Raw genomic sequence first — 21,953 nt, 5'->3', positions numbered from 1 at the left:
TCTTGTATATCAAAGAATTAAAGTTAGTTAACTTCCGTAATTATCAATCACTGGACATTGAGTTTTCGCCAAATATCAATGTTTTCCTTGGACAAAATGCCCAAGGAAAAACAAATCTACTAGAATCAATGTATTTTTTGGCTTTGACGAGAAGTCACAGAACTAGTAACGATAAAGATTTGATTAACTGGCAGAGTGAGTTTGCTAGAATTAGCGGTTTAGTCGTTCGAGACAATCGAAATAGTTTGTCTCTCGATCTAGCTGTTAGTAAGTCTGGTAAGAAAGCTCGGATTAATAATCTCGAACAAAAGAAACTATCAAGTTACATCGGTAATTTGAATGTTGTGCTTTTTTCACCAGAAGATTTGAGTATTGTAAAAGGAAATCCTGCAATCAGAAGGAAGTTTATTGATATGGAATTTGGACAAATTTCATCCCAATACTTAGCCGCTGTGACGAATTTTCGTAAATCTTTAAAACAGCGAAACGCCTATTTAAAGAAACTTCAATACCAAAAAAACGGTGATCGAGTTTATTTGGAAGTTTTATCGGATCAATTAGCGCAATTTTGTGCTCAGGTTGTTTATCAGAGATTAATTTTTTTGAGTAAAATTCAAAAATTTGCTCAAAATATTCATTCAGAAATATCTAATCAAACAGAAAAACTAGAGTTTTCATATCAAACTTTTTTTGATCCAGCGGATAAGAGTTTGGAAGAGATTTATGAAATATATAAGAATAAATTTCAAGATAACTCTCAAAAAGAGATTGATCGAGGCATAACATTGTATGGACCTAATAGAGATGATTTATTGTTCTTAATTAACCAAAAAAACGTGCAAGATTTTGGTTCCCAAGGTCAGCAAAGAAGTGTGGCTCTTAGTTTAAAGCTGGCAGAAGTAGAATTAATAAAGTCTGAAGTTGGAGATTACCCAATACTTTTGTTGGATGATGTTTTATCTGAATTAGACAATGTGAGACAGACCCATTTATTGTCATCAATAGGCGATAATGTCCAAACATTTATTACCACAACATCGATTGATGATATTGATCGAGACTTAGTAAAAAATCCAAACATTTTAAATATTAATCAAGGTACTGTTTCTTAGGAGGAAATTCATGGCTGAAAATAAAGATCTTGAATTGGAAAAAGTAGAAGAAGAAAAAGTAGAAGAATATGATGCCAGTCAAATTCAAGTCTTAGAAGGACTTGAAGCCGTTCGTAAACGACCTGGTATGTATATTGGATCAACTAGTAAACAAGGTCTACATCACCTTGTTTGGGAAATTATTGATAACGGTATCGATGAAGCTCTAGCTGGATTTGCTGATGAAATCCAGATTTTTGTTGAGCCTGATAATTCAATTACAGTTACTGATAATGGACGTGGTATTCCCATCGATATCCAAGAAAAGACTGGAAAACCTGCTTTAGAAACAGTTTATACAATTCTGCATGCTGGAGGTAAGTTCGGTGGTGGAGGTTACAAGGTTTCTGGTGGTCTTCATGGTGTTGGTGCGTCGGTTGTTAATGCTCTAAGTAAGACAGTTGATGTTCAAGTAACACGTGCTGGTAAAATTTATGGAATAGATTTTGAGCGTGGAAAAGTTAAGCACCCTATGTATGTTGTTGGGGAAGCTGCTGATGAATTTGTTCATGGAACAAAGGTTCACTTTGTACCTGACGAAGATATCTTTACAGAAACAACTGTTTTTGATGATAAAATTTTGACTACAAGAATTCGCGAGTTAGCCTTTTTGAATAAAGGTCTAAAACTTATCTTTACTGACAAACGTTCTGAAAACCCAGAACCAATTGTTTATCACTATGAAGGTGGTATCAAAAGTTATGTAGAGTATCTTGATACAGACAAGGATGTTCTATTTGAAGATCCAATCTATATCGAAGGTAATCAAGACGGTATCAATGTCGAGGTGGCTCTTCAATATACGGATGAATACCATACAAACTTGATGACTTTTGCTAATAACATTCACACTTATGAAGGTGGTACACATGAGGTTGGTTTCAAGACTGCCTTAACACGTGTTATTAATGACTATGCTCACAAGAATAAACTTCTAAAAGATACTGAAAAGCTATCTGGTGAGGACGTTCGTGAAGGTATGACAGCTGTTGTATCTGTAAAACATCCAGATCCACAATATGAAGGACAAACTAAAACAAAACTAGGTAATTCAGACGCTAGAACGATCACTGATCGTCTGTTTAGTGATCATTTCATGAAGTTCTTACTAGAAAACCCTAGTGTTGCTAGAAAAATTGTTGAGAAGGGTAATCTTGCTACAAAAGCACGTCTAGCTGCTAAACGTGCTCGTGAAGTTACTCGTAAACAAAATGGTCTAGAAATTTCTAATTTACCTGGTAAATTGGCTGATAATTCTAGTAAAGATCCTGAAATCTCTGAATTATTCATTGTTGAGGGAGATTCAGCTGGTGGTTCAGCTAAGACTGGACGTTCTCGTCTAACTCAAGCTATCCTACCTATTCGTGGAAAAATTTTGAATGTTGAAAAAGCTTCAATGGACAAGATTTTAGCAAATGAAGAAATCAGAACACTGTTCACAGCTATGGGAACTGGTTTTGGTGAAGAATTTGATGTATCAAAAGCACGCTATCACAAGGTAATCATCATGACTGATGCCGATGTCGATGGAGCTCATATTAGAACATTGTTACTAACATTGTTGTATAGATACATGCGCCCAATCGTTGATGCAGGGTATGTTTATATTGCTAAGCCACCATTGTTCCAAGTTCGACAAGGTAAAAATATCATGGAATATTTTGATACTGATAAAGAAAAAGATGACTTTGTATCTCAATTACCTGCAAAACCTGAAGCAAAGATCCAAAGATATAAGGGACTTGGTGAAATGGATGCAGAACAATTATGGGAAACAACTATGGATCCTGAAAGAAGACGTTTAGATAGAGTTAGTTTAGATGATGCTATTGAAGCAAACAACGTCTTCACAATGCTAATGGGCGATAAAGTTGAACCACGTAGAGAATTTATCGAAGAAAACGCTCAATACGCTGAAGTAGATTACTAAAAATTAAGGGGACATAAATAAATGGATGATAGAAGAATATCAAATGTAAATTTGACAGAAGTTATGAAAAAATCTTTTGTCGATTACGCAGCAAGTGTTATTGTTTCACGTGCACTTCCTGATGTTCGAGATGGCTTGAAACCTGTTCACCGCCGTATTCTATACGGTATGAACGAATTGGGTGTAACACCTGAAAAGCCACATAAAAAGAGTGCTAGATTTGTTGGGGATATCATGGGTAAGTATCACCCCCATGGTGACTCAGCTATTTACGAATCAATGGTTCGTATGGCACAGGATTTCTCATACCGTTATCCCTTAGTTGATGGACACGGAAATTTTGGTTCTGTCGATGGTGATCCTGCAGCCGCAATGCGTTATACAGAAGCTCGTATGAGTAAAATTGCCGTAGAAATGTTGAGAGACATCAACAAAGATACAGTTGACCTTGTACCTAACTATGATGGTGAAGAGCGTGAACCTATGGTTCTACCAGCTCGCTTCCCTAACTTGTTAGTTAATGGTGCTACAGGTATCGCTGTTGGTATGACAACAAATATTCCTTCACATAACTTGAAGGAAGTTATCGATGCATTACACATCTTGATGAAAAATAAAGATGCTGAAATTTCTGATTTGATGCAAGTATTGCCTGGACCTGATTTTGCTACAGGTGGTATTATCATGGGACGTTCAGGTATCCGCAAAGCCTATGAAACAGGTAAGGGTACTATCATGATTCGTGCTAAGGTAGAAGTTGAGACAAAGAAAAACGGTGCAGAAAAGATTATTGTTACCGAACTACCTTACATGGTTAACAAGGCAAATCTTGTTGAAAGAATTGCAGAGTTAGCTCGTGATAAGAAAATTGAAGGAATTACTGACTTGAACGACGAATCTGATCGTGAAGGTATGCGTATTTCAATCGATATTCGTCGTGATATCAGTGCTTCTGTTGTTTTAAACAATCTATACAAATTAACACAACTTCAAGTTTCATTTGGTATCAATATGGTTGCGATTGTTAACAAAACACCTAAAGTGTTGTCACTTAAACAAGTGCTACTAGAATATTTAGCTCATCAAGAAGTAGTTATTACACGTAGAACTGAATTTGAGTTGAAGAGAGCAGAAGCAAGAGCTCATATCCTAGAAGGATTGAGAATAGCTCTTGATCATATTGATGAAATCATTTCTATTATTCGTGGATCTCAAACTTCAAGTATTGCTAAACAAACATTGATAGATAGATTTGAATTGTCAGATATTCAATCCCAAGCTATTCTAGATATGCGTTTGGTAAGATTGACAGGATTAGAGCGTGAAAAAGTTGAAGCAGAATATCAAGAATTATTAGTAAAAATTGCTGATTACAAAGATATTCTTGCAAATCCAGAACGTGTCGACCAAATTATTTATGATGAATTGTTAGAAATTCAAGAAAAATTTGGTGATGAGAGACGTACTGAAATCCGTGCTAGTGAAGTTAACGCTATTGAAGATGAAGATCTTATTGAAGAAGAGAACATCTTAGTTGTTTTAACTCACCAAGGTTATATCAAACGATTATCTGCAGATGAATTTAAAGTTCAAAACCGTGGTGGTCGTGGTATACAAGGTATGGGTGTTCATGATGATGACTTCATTGAACAGATGTTGTATGCATCTACTCATGATCGACTATTGTTCTTCACGAATACTGGTAAAGTTTATCGAACAAAGGGTTATGAAGTTCCAGAATATGGCCGTACAGCCAAAGGTATTCCGGTTATTAACTTGTTAAACATTGAAAAGGGTGAGAAAGTTCAAACTGTAATCAATGTTGGACGTGATATTGATCGAGAGAATACATTCCTATTCTTCGTAACTAAGTACGGAACTGTAAAACGTACTCAGGTTAGTGACTTTACTAATATTAGACATTCAGGTCTTCGCGCTATTACTCTTAAAGAAGAAGATGAACTTAATGATGTTTATATGACTGATGGTTCACAGACAATCTTTATTGGAACTCACAAGGGTTATGCCGTAACCTTCAAAGAAGAAGACGTTCGTGCTATGGGTAGAACAGCCGGTGGTGTTCGTGGTATTAAGCTACGTGAAGAAGATTATGTAGTTGGATCATCGATTGTTAAACCTGATCAAGAAGTACTTACTATCTCTGAAAAAGGATATGGTAAACGTACAAAGGCAACAGAATATCCAGTCAAAGGTCGTGGTGGAAAAGGTATAAAAACTGCCAATGTCACTGAAAAAAATGGACCAATTGCTGGTGTAACTGCTGTTAATGGTGATGAAGATATTATGTTAATCACAAGTAAAGGAGTAATGATCAGATTTGATGTAGCTAATGTATCTCAAACTGGTCGTGCAACTCTTGGGGTTAGATTAATCAAAGTTGATGACGGCACGATAGTATCAACTATGACAAAAGTTGCCAAAGAGGAAGAAGTTTCACGTGAAACAATTTCAGAAGATGAAAATTCTCAAGACAACAATATAAAAGATTAAAACAAAATCATTTCTACGTAATTTAAAACAAGTTTAAAAACTTGTGTTAGGTAGGAATGATTTTTTGTTTTTTATATAGCAATAGCTTATGAAATATGCTAATATATTAATTTGTGAGTATAAACTTAAATTTATATTCCTTGTTCATTTAATTGAACCATTAGACCATAAGGAGGTACACAGTCATGGCAGAAACACGCTACGAAATCACATATATCATTAGAACTGATATTGAAGAAGACGTTAAGAGTGCACTTATCGAACGTTTCGATAAGATTATTGCAGATAACGGTTCAACAGTTGTTGAATCAAAGGACTGGGAAAAGAGACGCTTAGCATATGAAATTGCTAATCAAAAAGAAGGTATGTATCACATCGTCACAGTTGATGCACCTAATGATGAAGCACTAAGCGAATTCGATCGTCTATCAAAGATCGAAGACAACATTCTTCGTCACATGATCATTAAGATCGAAGAATAATTTGTTTCACATGAAACAAAATAAGGAGGAGATAAGATGATTAATCGAGTAGTTCTTGTAGGACGCCTAACACGAGACCCTGAGCTTAGATATACTTCTAGTGGCTCAGCTGTAGCTAGTTTTACAGTTGCTGTTAACAGACAATTTACTAATCAACAAGGCGAACGTGAAGCCGACTTTATTAATTGTGTTATTTGGCGTAAAGCTGCTGAAAACTTCTCAAACTTTACTAATAAAGGTTCACTTGTAGGAATCGAAGGACGTTTACAAACACGTTCTTATGAGAACCAACAAGGTAATAGAGTATATGTAACAGAAGTTGTCGTAGACAGTTTCTCATTACTAGAATCTAGATCTGAATCTGAGAGAAGATCTTCATCAAACACAAATAATTCAGCTCCTTCGAACCAACAATCATCATCTTCATTTGCTCCACAAGATAGTAATAATAATAACGATTCTAATTCATTTGGCGGTATGAGCGATCCATTTGCTGACAACAGTAAACCAATCGAGATATCAGACGATGATTTACCATTCTAATTAAATTATATAGAAAGGACTGACTAAAATGGCTCAACAAAGAAGAGGCGGACGTAGAAGACGTAAAGTTGACTTTATCGCTGCTAACCACATCGAACATATCGATTATAAAGATACAGAATTACTAAAGAGATTTATTGCTGAAAATGGTAAGATTCTTCCTAGACGTGTTACTGGTACAAGTGCCAAGAACCAAAGAAAACTTACTACAGCTATTAAGAGAGCAAGAATCATGGCTCTATTGCCATTCGTTGCTGAAAATTAATAATAAAAAAAGATCGCATATGCGGTCTTTTTTTATTGCCTAAAACCGCCTCTACCTAAAGAAACAATAAGGTAAATATGGTAAAATATATAGGTATATTCAAGAGGGGTTTATTATGAAAAAATTAAAAGATAATCTACAGTTTTTCTTTAAGAGGGTAGATGGATCGACCCAATTGACTGCCGGTGCTATAGTTATAATTCTACTATCACTTTTGATAACAGGAATAATTCATGGTGGAATAATAGGCGCAGTTCAAACGTTACTGGTAGTTGTTATATCTATATTATTCATACATATATTCTTATTATTAGGTGAAAAAGCAGGACGATACACCAATGATCTACAATATCGAATTGATAGGTCGGTAGATAATAGTTTTATAGAGTATCCATTAGCAATTTTAATTTACGATGAAGAACAAAGAATACAATGGGTAAACCCTTATTTTATTGATAATAATGAGATAAGTGGTATCTATACTAAAAATATTAGCGATATATCTAAGGAATTATCTGAACTCATAGATAGTGATGAAGAAGATATATCAAAAACTATTTCAATTAACGATAAGAAGTACTTAGTTCAAATAAAAGAACAGTTTAATGCAATATACATGTTTGATGTCACTCACTATGTTGAAATGGAACAAGAGTACGAAGAAAATCGTTCAGTTATCGGTCAAATTTATCTAGATAACTTTGTAGAGATTACTCAGTCAATGAGTGATCGAGATATATCAAACTTAAATAATTATCTTACTAATGAGTTATCAAACTGGGCATTAGAAAATCAAATGTATCTTAAGAGGATAGATGATGACCACTTTATAACATTTGCGTATACTAGTAAGCTATTTGAACAAGAAAAAGAAGGCTTCAAGATAATTGATCGTATTAGAGAGTATACATATCATCAAAATGTTCCACTTACCTTAAGTATGGGATTTGCCTATGGGGTTGATGATTTAAATACTTTAAATGATGAAGCTCAAAAGAATTTGAATCTATCTCTTGGACGTGGTGGAGATCAAGTTATTGTAAAAGAAGTTGGACAAAAGGCTAGATTTTATGGTGGTAACACTAACCCAATGGAAAAACGTACCCGTGTAAGGGCAAGAATGATCAGTGAAGCATTGCAAGAATTACTTAAAGACAGTGATCAAGTTATTGTTATGGGACACTCTCATCCTGATATGGACGTTTTAGGATCTTCATTAGGAGTTAGAAGAATATCACTAATGAATAACACTCCTTGTAAGATTGTTATTGATCAGAATGATGTCCACACAGATATTGCAAGAATGCTTGATGAAACTAACAAAGATCCAGATTTGAAGAATGATTTAATTAATTCAGCTGAATCAGAGGGAATTATTACTAATAAGACCTTGATTGTCATGGTTGATCATTCAAAACAAAGTATTTCAATTAATCCTGGGATCTTCAAACGTGGTAACGAGAAAGTTGTCGTTATTGATCACCATAGACGTGGTGAAGAATTCCCCGAAAATCCAATGCTTATATACATTGAACCTTATGCATCATCTACAAGTGAATTGGTAACAGAGATGTTAGAGTATCAACCAAAGAATAAAAAAGCTATTCAAAAAATCGAAGCAACTGCAATGTTAGCTGGTATAGCAGTTGATACAAAATCATTCTCACTTAGAACAGGAACAAGAACTTTTGATGCTGCTAGTTATTTACGTTCAGTTGGTGCTGATGAAGCAATGATACAAAATCTTTTAAAAGAAAATATTGAATCATTCATTCAAAGAAATCATTTGATTGAAAGCATTGTTATGGTTGATAACAATATGGCAGTTTGTGTTGGTGAAGAAGACCATGCTTACGATCCTGTCATTGTAGCTCAGGCTGCAGATACACTATTATCATTGAATAATGTTGAAGCTTCATTTGTGATTTCAAGAAGACCTGATGGACGTGTGGGAATTTCTGCTCGTAGTTTAGGTAATATAAATGTTCAATTAATTATGGAAAAACTTGGCGGTGGTGGACACCTATCCGATGCTGCTACACAAATGGACGATGTTTCGGTGGAAGAAGCACGTCAAAAATTAATTGATGTCATTACAAACTCTGATTCTAAAGATAAATAGGAGATTTAATTATGAAAATCATTTTTACTGAAACAGTTAAAGGTAAGGGTAAAAAGGGAGAGATAAAAGAAGTCGCTTCTGGATATGCTCAAAACTTTTTGATTAAGAATAATAAAGCTGTTGAAGCAACAACTGCAAATATGGCTAAATTAAAAGGTGAACAAAAACGTGAAGAAAAAGATCACGATGCAGAACTAGAAAATGCAAAAAAATTAAAAGCAAAAATTGAAGACGAAAAAACAGTTGTTGAAATTGGAGCCAAATCTGGAGCCGATGGAAAATTGTTTGGATCAGTCACAACTAAAAAAATTGCTGAAGAATTAGATAAGCAATATGGCATCAAACTCGACAAGCACAAAATGGAGCTCTCTGACGGTGTTAAGACACTTGGATACATAAATGTACCAGTTAAGCTTTTTGAGAGCTTAGAAGCCACAATAAGAGTACATATTTTTGAGAAGAATTAAAAAATGGATAATTTAACTACAAGAATTCCACCTAACGATCGAGATGCAGAACAATCTGTTTTAGGTGCAGTTTTTCTGAGTGCAGATGCTCTTCCAAGTGCCAATGAGTTTGTCGAGCCTGGAGATTTCTATCAGCACGCAAATCAATTAATATTTCAATCAATGATTGATTTGAATGATCGTAGTGAGCCGGTTGATGTTGTTACAGTTCAAAGTGAACTTGATAAGAATAACAACCTAGAGGATGTTGGAGGAGTCAGCTATCTTGCAGAATTAGCTGCTGCAGTTCCAACGGCTGCCAATGTTGAGTACTATGCAAAGATAGTACGTGACAAAGCCACTCTGCGTAATTTAATTAGTGCAGCTACAAAAATTGTCAATCGCTCATTTGAAGAAGGCGATGAGCTGGATTCAATTATTGATCTTTCTGAAAAAGATATCATGGATGTTTCAGAAAATCGTAATAGCAACGGATTTAGAAAGATGGAAGATATCGTTAAGTCTACATTTAAAGATATCGAAAAACTTTATGAACAAGATTCAGATATTACAGGTCTTTCTACCGGATTTAAAGATTTGGACAATATGACAACAGGTCTTCACGATGATGAGCTAATTATTTTAGCAGCTCGACCAGGTGTTGGTAAAACAGCTTTTGTTTTGAATATTGCTCAAAATGCAGCTACAAAATCTAATGCAACAGTGGCAATGTTCTCACTAGAAATGGGAGCTGAACAACTTGTTACTCGTATGCTTTGTGCTGAGGGTAGCATTGATTCTAATGCTTTAAGAACAGGTCAACTTGATGAAAATCAATGGAATTCGCTGGTTGTTGCAATGGGTAGTCTTTCTAGAACTAATATTTTTATAGATGACACTCCTGGTATTAAGATGGCCGAGATTCGTTCAAAATGTCGTCGTTTAGCCAAAGAAGAGGGTGGGGTAGACCTTATAGTTGTCGATTATCTTCAACTGATTGAAGGTACTGGTCAAGAAAATCGTCAGCAAGAAGTTTCTGTTATTTCAAGACAATTGAAGAAACTAGCTAAGGAATTACACGTCCCTATAATTGCTCTTTCACAGCTATCCCGTGGTGTTGAAGCCAGACAGGACAAACGACCAATGCTTTCAGATATTCGTGAATCTGGATCTATTGAACAAGATGCTGATATTGTGGCTTTTCTATATCGTGATGATTACTATCGTGACGAGGGCGGAGACGATGATGATCAACCAGCTGAAGTAGAAGATCAAGATGTAGGTGAAGTAGAAGTAATTATTGGTAAAAACCGTTCAGGTCCTCGTGGAACGGCAAAGTTATTATTTGTTAAGTCTTACAATAAGTTTTCATCAATTGCTAATTATTCTGAATAAATAAGTAGATTAAGTGGGGAAATTATGACAACAGTAGTAGTAGTAGGAACACAATGGGGTGACGAAGGTAAAGGTAAAATTACTGATTATTTAAGTGAAGATGCCAAAATTATTGCTCGTTATCAAGGTGGCGACAACGCTGGACATACTCTTAAGATGAATGACAAAGTTTACAAATTAAGAAGTGTCCCATCAGGAATCTTGTACTCTGACAAGGTTAGTTTGATAGGAAATGGTGTTGTTTTAAATTTAGAATCACTTAGTGAAGAGCTAAAAAGACTTCATGAACAAGGTGTCGATACAAGTAATTTGAAGATATCTAATCGCGCTCACATTATCTTGCCTTACCATATCAAGCTAGATAAGTTACAAGAAGAATCACGTGGTGATTCTAAGGTTGGTACAACAAATCGTGGTATTGGACCAGCTTATATGGACAAAGCTGCTAGAATCGGTATCAGAATGATTGATATTCTTGATAAAGAAACATTTGCAGAGGTTTTAAAGGATAACCTTGATCAAAAAAATGAATTATTCACAAAATTGTATAATTCAGATCCTATGGAATTTGATGATATTTTTGAGAATTACTACCAAATTGGTCAAGAACTAAAAGATCGTGTAATCGATACGTCTGCTTTCCTAAACAAAGAAATAAATAATGGTGAAAATGTACTTTTTGAAGGTGCACAAGGTGTAATGTTGGATATTGATCATGGTACGTATCCTTATGTAACTTCATCTAATCCAGCTGGTGGAGTAAGTACAGGTGCTGGTGTTGGTGGACCTATGATTGATCGAGTTGTCGGTGTTGTAAAAGCTTATTCTTCTAGAGTTGGGGAAGGACCTTTCCCAACACAACTTGATGATGAAATAGGCGATTTTATCCGCGAACGAGGCCATGAATATGGAACTGTTACTAAACGACCACGTCGTGTTGGTTGGATTGATACAGTTGTTTTAAAGCATGCTTGTAATGTATCTGGTGTTACACATCTTGCTCTAAATGTGTTAGATGTTTTAACTGGATTAGAAGAAATCAAAGTATGTACTGGTTATGAACTAAATGGAAAAGTAATTACTGAATATCCTGCAAGTTTGAAGGAACTATCAAATTGCAAACCTGTTTATAAGACATTTGCAGGTTGGGATCAGGACATTACTAGTATTAAAAGTTTAGAGGATCTTCCTCATGAAGCTCTTGAATACCTAGACTTTCTTAAAAATCAGTTAGGTGTTAGTTATTCAACGGTCTCAGTTGGACCAGATCGTTCACAAACAATTCCAGTATCAGATGTTTGGAAATAAATAAAAGGGATGTAATCATTTGATTACATCCCTTTTATTTTGTATTTGTAGACGATATTAGGCCATTTTGGAAACTTACGAACTGATTGTTATTACGGTTATAACTAAGCGTGTAGTAATATGAAACACCATTGTTAACTTGCTTGATATAAATCCTAGTTTTTCTTGGTACATCAGTAATTTCGTAGTCGATAATAGCATAATTAGTTATACGAGAGTTAGCATTTTTAGAAAAACGATACAATCCCTTGTTACTATAATCAGGATCAAGTCCCAAATTGGTTGATATCTGGTTAAAGTTTCCAGCGTTTTGGGCATTCGTTGAAGTAAGGTTGGAATTTAAAATAGCTGTTTTAACACTATCCATGAATGAATTGGCTTGCTTGATGCCGGTATTTCCTACAGCCACATCATCATAAACGTATTTTGGAGGAGTAGTGTTAGATAGCTTCTTTAGATATTTAGCTGATTTAATACTATCTCCTTGGTAGTAAAGGCGAAAGCGGTAACTGACAATTTGTTTTGTGTCATTGTATTGATTACAACTTATAGTCAGGTAATTTCCAGTGGTATCTTTACCAAAATTGATTAAAGTTATGCTGTATATGTACTGATATTGGGAACTATTGATCATTTCCTTTAATTGTTTTTCTTGATTTGCTGATAAGAAACTAAATTTTTTAGTCTGAAGATAGTTTTCCTCGATATTATCAGTTAAATCTAGCACATGTTTTTTAGTTTTTTCATAGTTAGTATCAGTTATCTTGATACCCTTAGGGGTAACACCTTCATCGATATGCTTAGGATTTACAATAAGTGAAAAGGGTACGGATATACTTGATATTCCATCCGCTGTCTTATCTCTAATTTGGAAAGCGTTAAATATGAATAAAATAACAATAATAATTACCACTATTATTGGAACTATTAATTTTACGTAAGATTTATTTAGATTTTTCAAATTTTTATCCTTTACTGTTATTGTTAGTATATATTAAGAAATCAAAAAAACATATATCTAGGGAAAAAAATGAAACCAGAAACTAAAGTATCAAGATGGTTATTGCATGTAGCGCAAGGTATTGTAATACTAACAGCTGTAGTTTTTGTCATCATGTTATCTAGGGGAGTAGCCAATGCCAGTGTTACTCAACTGTTGAATTCACAGTATCAACAAAAGGAATTCAAAATTCTCAAAACTAAAGTAAATGAGAGATCACTTGATTTTGTTGGAGGAATTATTAAATCAACAGGTGACAGTATCTTGTCCCAAGACAACATTAAGAGTTATCGAGAAGTTAAAAAAATTGTTGATGAGAGAAAAGAAAACGACGCAAAAATAAGCAGTCTCTACGATGGTAAATCCAACTATCGTAATGGGGTAGATGCTGCTCTTATCAATGATATTGACAAGAATTTGACTGCAGAAAAGAATCAGGACATCTACCAAAAGCAAAAGAATCGTCTAGATAAAATTCAAATATGGTACGAACAAACTCAAGATGCGGATAAAAATATATCCAAGGTATACGATGATTACACGGATTATAATTCGTCTCTTAGTTTTGAAAATATAACACTGGTTAATACCTATTATCAGCTAATAAAGAATAAGACTGTCAAAGATAGTTGGTCTGATATAGTCAACGAATTAAATACTTACTATGACGGTCATGAGCAAGTTAATTCAAGGGTTACCGATGCACAAAAGGAATTAGACAGATTGAAAAATTCCTCATTGGGAGATGATAAATTTCAACCAGCAGTTGTTACAATAATATCTACCACTGATATGATAAATCGTGCTAACAAAGTATTGGGTGCCAATAATATTACAGATAGCAAGGTTCTCTATTATGACAGTGTCGCTAATAAACTAGCTGTACTGACATACAAATCAGGAAAATATAGCTCGAATAGTGGAACAATCGGTGTTAAATCATCGCAAGTTTCTGGTGGACAGTATGGAATTAGAAAGTTAATTTCAGATGAAAACACAGGTATTGTCACAGACAGTTCTGGTAGTTTTGGTCAAGTAATATCTAGTCCAAGTGATAGCTATCCAAGTAATTCAACAAGTAATTTCAATGCCGCTAAACCAGTATTCTGGGTAAAAAATGATTCGGATTTAACTAATTCAATTTACTTTAGTAGCTCAAGTTCTATTGGTTTCATTTATTCAGGATCTAGCAAAAATAATGGTTTAGTTGTCAGTTCAAGTGATTTAGGTAAATTAAAATCACAAGTGTCAACTGGAATGATATTCTACGCAAATTAGGTGATTAATATGCGAGAGCAGCAGTTAAAGAAAAATAAGGTTAAAGATAGCAAGAAAAGACGCATTCTGTGGGTCTTATTTGCCATTATCTTAATTTTCTTGATCTCAGTAGGAATCTTCTGGATAAAAAATGGTGCAGAGATAAAGAACTCTATTAGGGATGGCTATGCTTACAGCCAAAACATCAAAAAAGATAACTTTGAGCCAAAGAATAAGACATTAATTTATGATAAGAATCATAAAGTTATTAAAAAATTGTCAACAACATCATCAATTTACACAAAAATAGATAACGTGAACCCTTTGATCAAAAATGGATTAGTTCAGGTTGAAGATAAAAGATTTTACTCTCACCATGGTGTTGATATCTATGGAATTGGGCGAGCTGCTTTTTCCAGAGTCTTTCTGAGAAGACAACAAGGTGGATCAACATTAACTCAGCAATTAGTTAAAAACATTATTCTAAAGGATCAGTCACAGACATCTGATCGAAAGATCAAAGAAATGGTTATCGCCCAAGAGATTGAGAAGAAATTTAGTAAGCAACAGATCCTAGAATTTTATATTAATAATGTCTATATGGGACATGGTAATTATGGATTTAGTAGTGCTTCTGAATACTATTTTTCAAAGGATCAGTCAAAGCTTTCAATAGACCAATTAGCTTTACTTATCGGTTTACCAAATAATCAAACTTTATACGATCCTGTTATTAATCCTAATAATGCTAAATATAGACGAAATGTTGTTCTAAAGACTATGCTTGATAGTCAATTGATTTCAAATAAAGAGTATAAAGATGCTGTAAAACAACCTATCAAGCTCAAAATTAATCAGCAGAGCTACGACAATGATATTTCTAAAGACTATGCAATTAATTATGCTGTCTATAATGCAACGGAAGAGTTAATGAAATCGTCAGGCTTCACTATGAAGTACAAGTTTGATAGTGACCAACAGCGTAATGATTATAATGCTAGCTATCAACAAGCATTTGATAAGGCAAGAGGTCAATTATTAAGCGGTGGATATTCAATAAATTCAACAATTGATATGAATCTACAAAATGAAGTTGTTAAAATTGCTCAAGACCAGTATAAAGCCTACACAGGTAAGGACTCTAATGGGAAATTGACGCCACAGTTATCAAGTACAGTTGTAGATAATAAGACTGGGGATGTTATAGCTATAGTCGGAGGTCGATCAACTGATGACGATCAAGTTAACCGTGCTATCAGTGGTTATCGTCAACCGGGATCAAGTGCAAAACCCATAGTTGCTTATGCTCCCGCATTTGAACGAGGATATTTGCCACAGAGTACAGTTGAAGATTCAAAGATTGATAATATTAAAAACTGGTATGAAGGTTTTAAAGGTAAGATGGATCTTAGATCAGCTCTGGAAAATTCTGTAAACACTGTTGCATATAAGTTGGCTGTTTCCGATACAAAACATAGCTACTACGATGATTTATTAAAAATGGAATTTGCAAGATTATCTCCACAGGATAATAATCCGATTATTGCTATTGGTGGATTTACTTACGGTACAACTACCAATGAAATGGCATCAGCATATAGTACGTTAGCCAGAGGTGGTAAGTTTATCCATCCAAGTAATTTGAATAGCATCTATGATAGCTCTAATAATCGCTATATTTACCAAAATCGACACATTAATAAACGGGTATATAGTCCTGAATCAAGTTATATGACTATTAACATTATGCAGTCTGTAATTACTGATGGATTAGGTAAAGGCGCTGCGTTATCTAATTACGGCTACACAGCTGGTAAGACAGGTACTACTGATGATACTAAAGATTCTTACTTTGTTGGATCCACACCAGAGTTTACAATTGCCAACTGGACTGGAAATGATACTCCTTCAACGATATCAGCTAGTGAGCAAGAGTTATCAATGCAAACCTTTAAAGCTGAAGGTGAGTATATGGTAGATTACCTTAAAGAAGAGAATAAGGACTTTACAACGCCTAGTGATATTAAAAAAGACGGCGAAGATTTAAAAGTTGTTAAGAGTAAAAAGAAACAATCTACACAGGAAAAAATAACAACAAAATTTGATTTATTTAACAAAAAGCAACGTAAAGATAACAACAACCGTTTGGACGATTTAGACTATCGAATTATTTACCATCTAACTAAAAAAGAAGAGAAGAAACGAGAATCTAAGGTAAAGAAGGCTATTGCAAAATATAAGAAGAGCCCATTTACTAAGAAATCTCAATATAAATCTAAGTTAGAGGCGCTACAAAAAATAGGTTATTTGAATGCTAACGTTAAGCATCAAAAGGCAAAGATTAAGTTCAGTAATGAATTAATCAAACTACAAAAAGAGTTGAACTTTACTCAAGCTCAGCTACTTTCAGATAAAGATGCTGCTAAATTAGCTGAAATTCAAGGCCAAATAGATACATTAAAGAGTCAAAAAGATAGCGATAAGAAGACTAAACTGGCTCAGTTGAATAAGGATTATCAGGATCAGCTTGCTAAGGTTAAGACCGCCTATAAGAATGATGACGATGATAAGGAAGCACAGAAGAAAAAGCTTGAAGATATCATGGATCAAATTAGAAGTTATGGTGGATCAGCACCCGATATAACCATAAACGTTGATAATTAAGCCAGAAGGTATTATATTTATCGTATGATAATTAAATGGAGGATTTTAGTATGAAATCAGAAGAATTTTTAACTAAAGGTGTTATTGTGTTTGCTTGTTACAACTGTGACCATCCAGCAATGGTAATAGACAGCCGTGATGAAGTAGCTACTAACGATGATGGTTCTACTAAGTATGAGATCAAAATGCATTGCCCACGTTGCAAATCAACAGATAGCTTCATTTTAAACGACGGTTCAGCTGAAAATCATTCTGAATCAGTTAACGCTAAGAAGGTACCTAATTTAGATAAAGCACTATAAAAAAAGACTAGCCATAGGCTAGTCTTTTTAATTAATCAATTAATTCATTTTTGTTAGTACGCTTTGCGATTGCAGGAAGGATAAGTCCTAATAGAATAAAAATGATAGGTGTGGCAATGTTTAAAGCTAGTTGGAACCACCATGATGATGGATCGTTAGCTTGGTTCATCTTAGGAATCATCCCTAAGATACAGGCAAATGCAGTTAAGATGAAGCACCATAGTCCAAATCCGAATCCAACGTATTTGTTTTTAACAAACATATATTCAGATTGGTATTTGTCCAATTGTCTTGTAAGCAACATATAAGCGAAAAATACCCATAAGTAACGCATTGGCATAACAATAGCATTTAGATTAAGCATCCAGTTGTATAAATCATTCATTCCATTGATACCAATAGCAGGTACAATGATAAGAATAGATACTAGGATAGCGGTCATAATATAACCATTAACAGCAACACCATTTTTATTCTTCTTAGATAGGGCTTTTGGAATGAAATGCTTATCAGCATCATTCAGCAACATTCTAAGAGGAGCATCAATTGAAATTGCTAGGGCAGTTGCTGAAGCAAGTGCCATTGTAATAGCGTATAACCAAACAAAAAGATTACCAACATGGAATGAGTTACCTAAGTATTGAAATGCTTGGTAAGCACCATTAGCCATAAGATCTTGAGGGATGTGATTAGAATCAACAATCATTCCCATAGCAAATGATCCAAGAACAGCACTTACGGCAACCATAGTAGCAAGGACAATCATTCCTAGTGGGAATTCCTTGGAAGCATTCTTTGTTTTATTGACATATGGTGAAATCTTTTCAGCACCACCAACTGCAAATATAAGCATAGAAACAGTTGTGAAGTACTGTAGATTAAACTTAGGTATGTAAGTATGAATGTCTGTCATGTTAGGAGTAGCAATAGTAGCCTTAGTAATAAATGGAGCACTAACACCTAAAATAATAAATAAGATAGACATAGTAAACATCAATATACCGGCCAAACTTCCTAACTTACTTAGAAAATCAGTACTCTTAGTTGATACCCAAACGAATACTAAGAATATAATCAAGCTAGCTCCCTGAACTATTATAGGAGAAGCGGTATTGATAAATGAACCATTACCCTTAAATAACCATGATAAACTAATCATGATCAGTTGAGGTTTTTGAGCAAGATAAGGGATGTGAACAATCCAATAAGTCCACGCAGTAAAGTAGGCTAGACGGTTATTGGACAATGCCTTAACCCATGAACTAACGCCACCTTCAGAGTCTTTAAAAGTCGAGCCAAGTTGACCAACCATTAAAGCGTAAGGTACAAAATAGAGTACCATGATAAGAATCCAAGAGGTTATAACACCTAAACCTTGATTAGCGTAGTTGTTAATAACATTGTTTAGTCCCCAAACAGCTGTAAAAGCAACGAGGGCGATATTCCACCATCTAAACGTTTTTGCATCGTAATTTTCTTCTAACATATTTTTCCTCCGATACTTGAAAAGTATACATTAAAATTACTCCAAAAATATTGTAAAAGTATAAAGCTGATAGATTTTTATAGTAAGAGATGAAAAAAGTCTGTATAATACATCTATACGATTAAATCTGATTTCACATTTGGAGTTAATAATGGACAATAAAAATTCCCGCAGAATAAAGCGTGGTAACCTTACACGTAATGGTGCGCTTGCTTCCCAAAAGACAGGGAAAGCATCTAAACAGTTTATTAAAATATTCAGTTTAACTTTACTAATATTATTCTTCGCATTAGGTTCATACGGATTTAGACTAATTGCTCAGACTCAAGGAGCATTTAGTAAAACATATAAGCCCTTAGCAGGTAGAGAAGCATCATCTAAAATTCAAAACAAAAAACCAGTTTCTATACTATTATTAGGTGTCGATACAACAGATAACGGAGTACGTGATACTGAGGTCGATTACAAAGGAAACTCAGATACTATGATTGTAGTTACAGTAAATCCCGATACAAATAAGACAACAATGATGTCAGTACCAAGAGATACTATGGCTCAAATATGGAAGACAAGCACTAATAACACAAAGAAGATTCAAAAAATTAATTCTGCATATAATATAGGTACAGAACAGAGTTCTGTAGTTACAACTGAAAAACTATTAAATATTCCAATTGATTACTATATTAAGGTAGACTTCAATTCATTAACTAAGATTGTTAACAGTGTTGGTGGAGTTGATGTAGATGTTCCATTTAGTTTCTCTTATGGAGACACAGGTAAGAAACCATCTGTATTCAAGAAGGGTAAAATGCATCTAAATGGTCAACAAGCACTGGACTATTCAAGAATGCGTCATGATGATCCTGATGGAGACTACGGTAGACAAAAGAGACAACGACAAGTTATATCTGCAATTATTAAATCAGCAGCAAGCGCTCAGACTTTCACTCACTATCAATCAGTCTTAGATAGTATCTCTGATTCAATGACAACAAGTATGCCATTTAATGATATGCAATCAATGTTCCTTAACTATCGAGGAGCATCTAAGAATATTGATTCAGATTATATTCAAGGTTACGGTTCAATGATTGATGGTCAATCATTTGAAGTAGCTCCAACAAAAGAATTACAACGTGCGTCAAACAAATTGCGTAAACAATTAGGATTACCAAAAGAAACATTAAATAATGAAGAAACAAAACTTAATAAATTAAATGAAGATCGAGGATTTGATTTCAACGTAGATTTAGATCAGACTTATAATATCTTTACAAAAAATCAAACATCCAAATAGGCAGAAGGGCTGAAAATTTTTTCAGCCCTTTTACATTTATAGAAAGAAGACAATTAATGAGCATTTTAGAAGTTAGTCATCTAACTCATCAGTTTCTAGACAAGAAGCTTTACGATGACACTGGATTACAAGTAAATAAAGAAGACCATTTGGGGATAATGGGCCAAAATGGGGTAGGTAAATCTACTTTCATTAAAATTTTGACAGGGCAAATCCAACCAGATGAAGGAAAGGTAACCTGGCAGAAGAATTTAACAATAGGTTATCTTGATCAAGAGGCAAAGCTAGTTCAAGGGATGACCATCCGTGAGTATCTCAGATCAGCCTTTGCTAAGTTGTATGAAGCAAGTGATCGTCTGAATGAAATATATATGAATGATCCCGATGATGAAGACTTAATCAAGGCAGGTAGACTCCAAGAATTGTTGGATGCTAACCAGTTTTATGAAATTGATACTATGATTGAACAAGTTGCTACTGGTTTAGGAATCGACGCAATTGGTTATGATCATGATGTTTCAGAGCTAAGTGGGGGACAACGTTCTAAGATCATCTTGGCAAAAATTCTTTTAGAGAAGCCAGATATGATTCTTTTAGACGAGCCAACTAACTATTTGGATACAACACACATAGATTGGCTAACAGACTATCTTAATGATTTTTCAGGAGCGTTCATTGTTATTTCCCATGATTATGGATTCTTGGAAAATATAATCAACTGTGTTGCTGATTTCGAATTCGGTAAGATTACCAAATATACAGGATCATTGAAGCAAGCACTAAAGCAAAAAGCTGCCAATAAAGAAACACATATGAAGGCATATGTTAAACAACAAGAACAAATTAAGAAGACAGAAGCATACATAAGAAAGAATAAGGCGGGATCTAGATCTAAAAGTGCCCGTAGTAGAGAGAAGCAACTAGCAAGACTAGATATAATAACTCCACCAGGTAATAAAAGTGTATCTACATTTGAGTTTCCATATAAACCAATTGCCCAATCTAGGGTGATTTTGGAAGTAAACGATCTAGTAGTAGGATACGATGATCAACCATTACTTGAAACACCTATTAACTTTTCTGTAGTAAGCGGAGAGAAAATAGTAATAAAAGGCTTCAACGGTATAGGTAAGTCAACTCTAATTAAGACCTTGTTAGGAATAATACCATCTATAGAAGGTAACTTTGATTTTTCAGATGTAAGTGAGATAGGTTACTTTAAACAAGACTTGAAGTGGAACTCTAATCTAGAGACACCTTTTAAAGTAATAAGCGATAAACATAGTAAAGAAGATTCTAAAAGAGTTAGGCAAGTATTAACTAGAACAGGATTGACCAATCAGCAAGTAATGTCAGAAATGAGATCACTATCTGGTGGTGAACAAACCAAAGTAAAACTAGCAGACCTTATGTTTGACGAGAGTAATATTTTATTCATGGATGAGCCTACTAATCATTTGGATGACGAGAGTAAGGCAGCACTGCGTTCAGGATTGATGAATTACCCTGGTTCTGTTATACTAGTAACACACGAAGAAGATTTTTACAGTAGTGATTGGATCGATAAAATAATCGATATCGAATCATTAAAAAATAAATAGAAGTTTTTACGTTTAAACACTTGAAACCATCTGTTTTTATTGCTAAGATATTCTTTGTTGTTTTGAGAGAGACAATAGAGAGATGAGTTGAGGGACTTATTTCTCAGAAAATTTTTTAAAAAACTAGTTGACATGAGTTAGCTAAGTTGATAAGATATTCTAGTCGCTTGTTAAGAAGCGAAAGCGATTA

General features: G+C 34.4%; 17 protein-coding genes. 15 read left to right on the top strand and 2 right to left on the bottom strand.

Translation table 11 applies throughout. From position 1 onward, the window contains the following. Positions 1 to 2 precede the first annotated feature (2 nt). The 10 genes from recF to EKN01_RS06500 all read left to right on the top strand — a co-directional run bounded on the left by recF (position 3) and on the right by EKN01_RS06500 (position 12,153). On the top strand, positions 3 to 1,112 hold the full coding sequence (gene recF, locus EKN01_RS06545) for a DNA replication/repair protein RecF (RefSeq protein WP_129045493.1): 1,110 nt from the start codon (positions 3 to 5) through the stop codon (positions 1,110 to 1,112). 10 nt (positions 1,113 to 1,122) lie between these two features. After that, entirely contained in the window at positions 1,123 to 3,081 is a 1,959-nt protein-coding gene (gene gyrB, locus EKN01_RS06540; protein ID WP_129045492.1) for a DNA topoisomerase (ATP-hydrolyzing) subunit B, read from the top strand. Between the two features lie 21 nt (positions 3,082 to 3,102). After that, positions 3,103 to 5,592, top strand: a complete 2,490-nt coding sequence (gyrA, locus tag EKN01_RS06535; protein ID WP_129045491.1) for a DNA gyrase subunit A — start codon at positions 3,103 to 3,105, stop codon at positions 5,590 to 5,592. Positions 5,593 to 5,777: 185 nt separating this feature from the next. Beyond that, the gene (gene rpsF / locus EKN01_RS06530) at positions 5,778 to 6,074 is read left to right on the top strand and encodes a 30S ribosomal protein S6 (protein ID WP_129045490.1); all 297 of its coding nucleotides are present in this window, start codon (positions 5,778 to 5,780) and stop codon (positions 6,072 to 6,074) included. Positions 6,075 to 6,110: 36 nt separating this feature from the next. Beyond that, the gene (gene ssb, locus EKN01_RS06525; RefSeq protein WP_129045489.1) at positions 6,111 to 6,617 is read left to right on the top strand and encodes a single-stranded DNA-binding protein; all 507 of its coding nucleotides are present in this window, start codon (positions 6,111 to 6,113) and stop codon (positions 6,615 to 6,617) included. A 28-nt stretch (positions 6,618 to 6,645) separates the two neighbouring features. Continuing rightward, complete coding sequence (gene rpsR / locus EKN01_RS06520; protein ID WP_099974110.1) at positions 6,646 to 6,882, top strand: 30S ribosomal protein S18; 237 nt, start codon at positions 6,646 to 6,648, stop codon at positions 6,880 to 6,882. Between the two features lie 115 nt (positions 6,883 to 6,997). Continuing rightward, positions 6,998 to 9,004: a DHH family phosphoesterase gene (locus EKN01_RS06515; protein WP_129045488.1), complete on the top strand. Its 2,007-nt coding sequence runs from the start codon at positions 6,998 to 7,000 to the stop codon at positions 9,002 to 9,004. A gap of 11 nt (positions 9,005 to 9,015) precedes the next feature. Next, a complete protein-coding gene (rplI, locus tag EKN01_RS06510) occupies positions 9,016 to 9,471 on the top strand; it encodes a 50S ribosomal protein L9 (RefSeq protein WP_129045487.1) in 456 nt (151 codons plus the stop codon). Positions 9,472 to 9,474: 3 nt separating this feature from the next. Next, a complete protein-coding gene (gene dnaB / locus EKN01_RS06505; RefSeq protein ID WP_099974113.1) occupies positions 9,475 to 10,845 on the top strand; it encodes a replicative DNA helicase in 1,371 nt (456 codons plus the stop codon). A 24-nt stretch (positions 10,846 to 10,869) separates the two neighbouring features. Continuing rightward, entirely contained in the window at positions 10,870 to 12,153 is a 1,284-nt protein-coding gene (locus tag EKN01_RS06500) for an adenylosuccinate synthase (RefSeq protein ID WP_129045486.1), read from the top strand. Positions 12,154 to 12,187: 34 nt separating this feature from the next. Here EKN01_RS06500 and EKN01_RS06495 read toward each other — a convergent pair whose 3' ends face one another. After that, a complete protein-coding gene (locus EKN01_RS06495; protein ID WP_129045485.1) occupies positions 12,188 to 13,114 on the bottom strand; it encodes a hypothetical protein in 927 nt (308 codons plus the stop codon). Between the two features lie 69 nt (positions 13,115 to 13,183). Between EKN01_RS06495 and EKN01_RS06490 the strand changes: the two genes are divergently transcribed. Genes EKN01_RS06490 through EKN01_RS06480 form a run of 3 tightly spaced genes read left to right on the top strand, consistent with a single transcriptional unit; the run spans position 13,184 to position 17,376 of the window. Beyond that, the gene (locus EKN01_RS06490; RefSeq protein WP_129045484.1) at positions 13,184 to 14,431 is read left to right on the top strand and encodes a hypothetical protein; all 1,248 of its coding nucleotides are present in this window, start codon (positions 13,184 to 13,186) and stop codon (positions 14,429 to 14,431) included. A 9-nt stretch (positions 14,432 to 14,440) separates the two neighbouring features. Next, positions 14,441 to 17,074 (top strand): transglycosylase domain-containing protein, encoded by a 2,634-nt coding sequence (locus tag EKN01_RS06485; protein WP_129045483.1) that lies wholly within the window; start codon positions 14,441 to 14,443, stop codon positions 17,072 to 17,074. A gap of 50 nt (positions 17,075 to 17,124) precedes the next feature. Then, a complete protein-coding gene (locus tag EKN01_RS06480; protein WP_129045482.1) occupies positions 17,125 to 17,376 on the top strand; it encodes a hypothetical protein in 252 nt (83 codons plus the stop codon). 31 nt (positions 17,377 to 17,407) lie between these two features. On the opposite strand, the gene EKN01_RS06475 is transcribed toward EKN01_RS06480, so the two are convergent. Continuing rightward, entirely contained in the window at positions 17,408 to 18,862 is a 1,455-nt protein-coding gene (locus EKN01_RS06475; RefSeq protein ID WP_129045481.1) for an amino acid permease, read from the bottom strand. Positions 18,863 to 19,013: 151 nt separating this feature from the next. Here EKN01_RS06475 and EKN01_RS06470 point away from each other — a divergent pair, with 151 nt between their 5' ends. Both EKN01_RS06470 and EKN01_RS06465 read left to right on the top strand, forming a co-directional pair. Beyond that, positions 19,014 to 20,162 carry an LCP family protein gene (locus tag EKN01_RS06470; protein ID WP_129045480.1) on the top strand — a complete coding sequence of 383 codons (1,149 nt, stop codon included), beginning with the start codon at positions 19,014 to 19,016 and terminating at the stop codon, positions 20,160 to 20,162. Positions 20,163 to 20,218: 56 nt separating this feature from the next. After that, positions 20,219 to 21,763, top strand: a complete 1,545-nt coding sequence (locus EKN01_RS06465; RefSeq protein ID WP_129045479.1) for an ABC-F family ATP-binding cassette domain-containing protein — start codon at positions 20,219 to 20,221, stop codon at positions 21,761 to 21,763. Positions 21,764 to 21,953: the final 190 nt, after the last annotated feature.

This window comes from Companilactobacillus metriopterae, assembly GCF_004117915.1.
Lineage (GTDB): Bacteria > Bacillota > Bacilli > Lactobacillales > Lactobacillaceae > Companilactobacillus > Companilactobacillus metriopterae.
The sequence above is the reverse complement of the archived record's forward strand: the minus strand, read 5'-3'. Positions and strand labels throughout refer to the sequence as shown.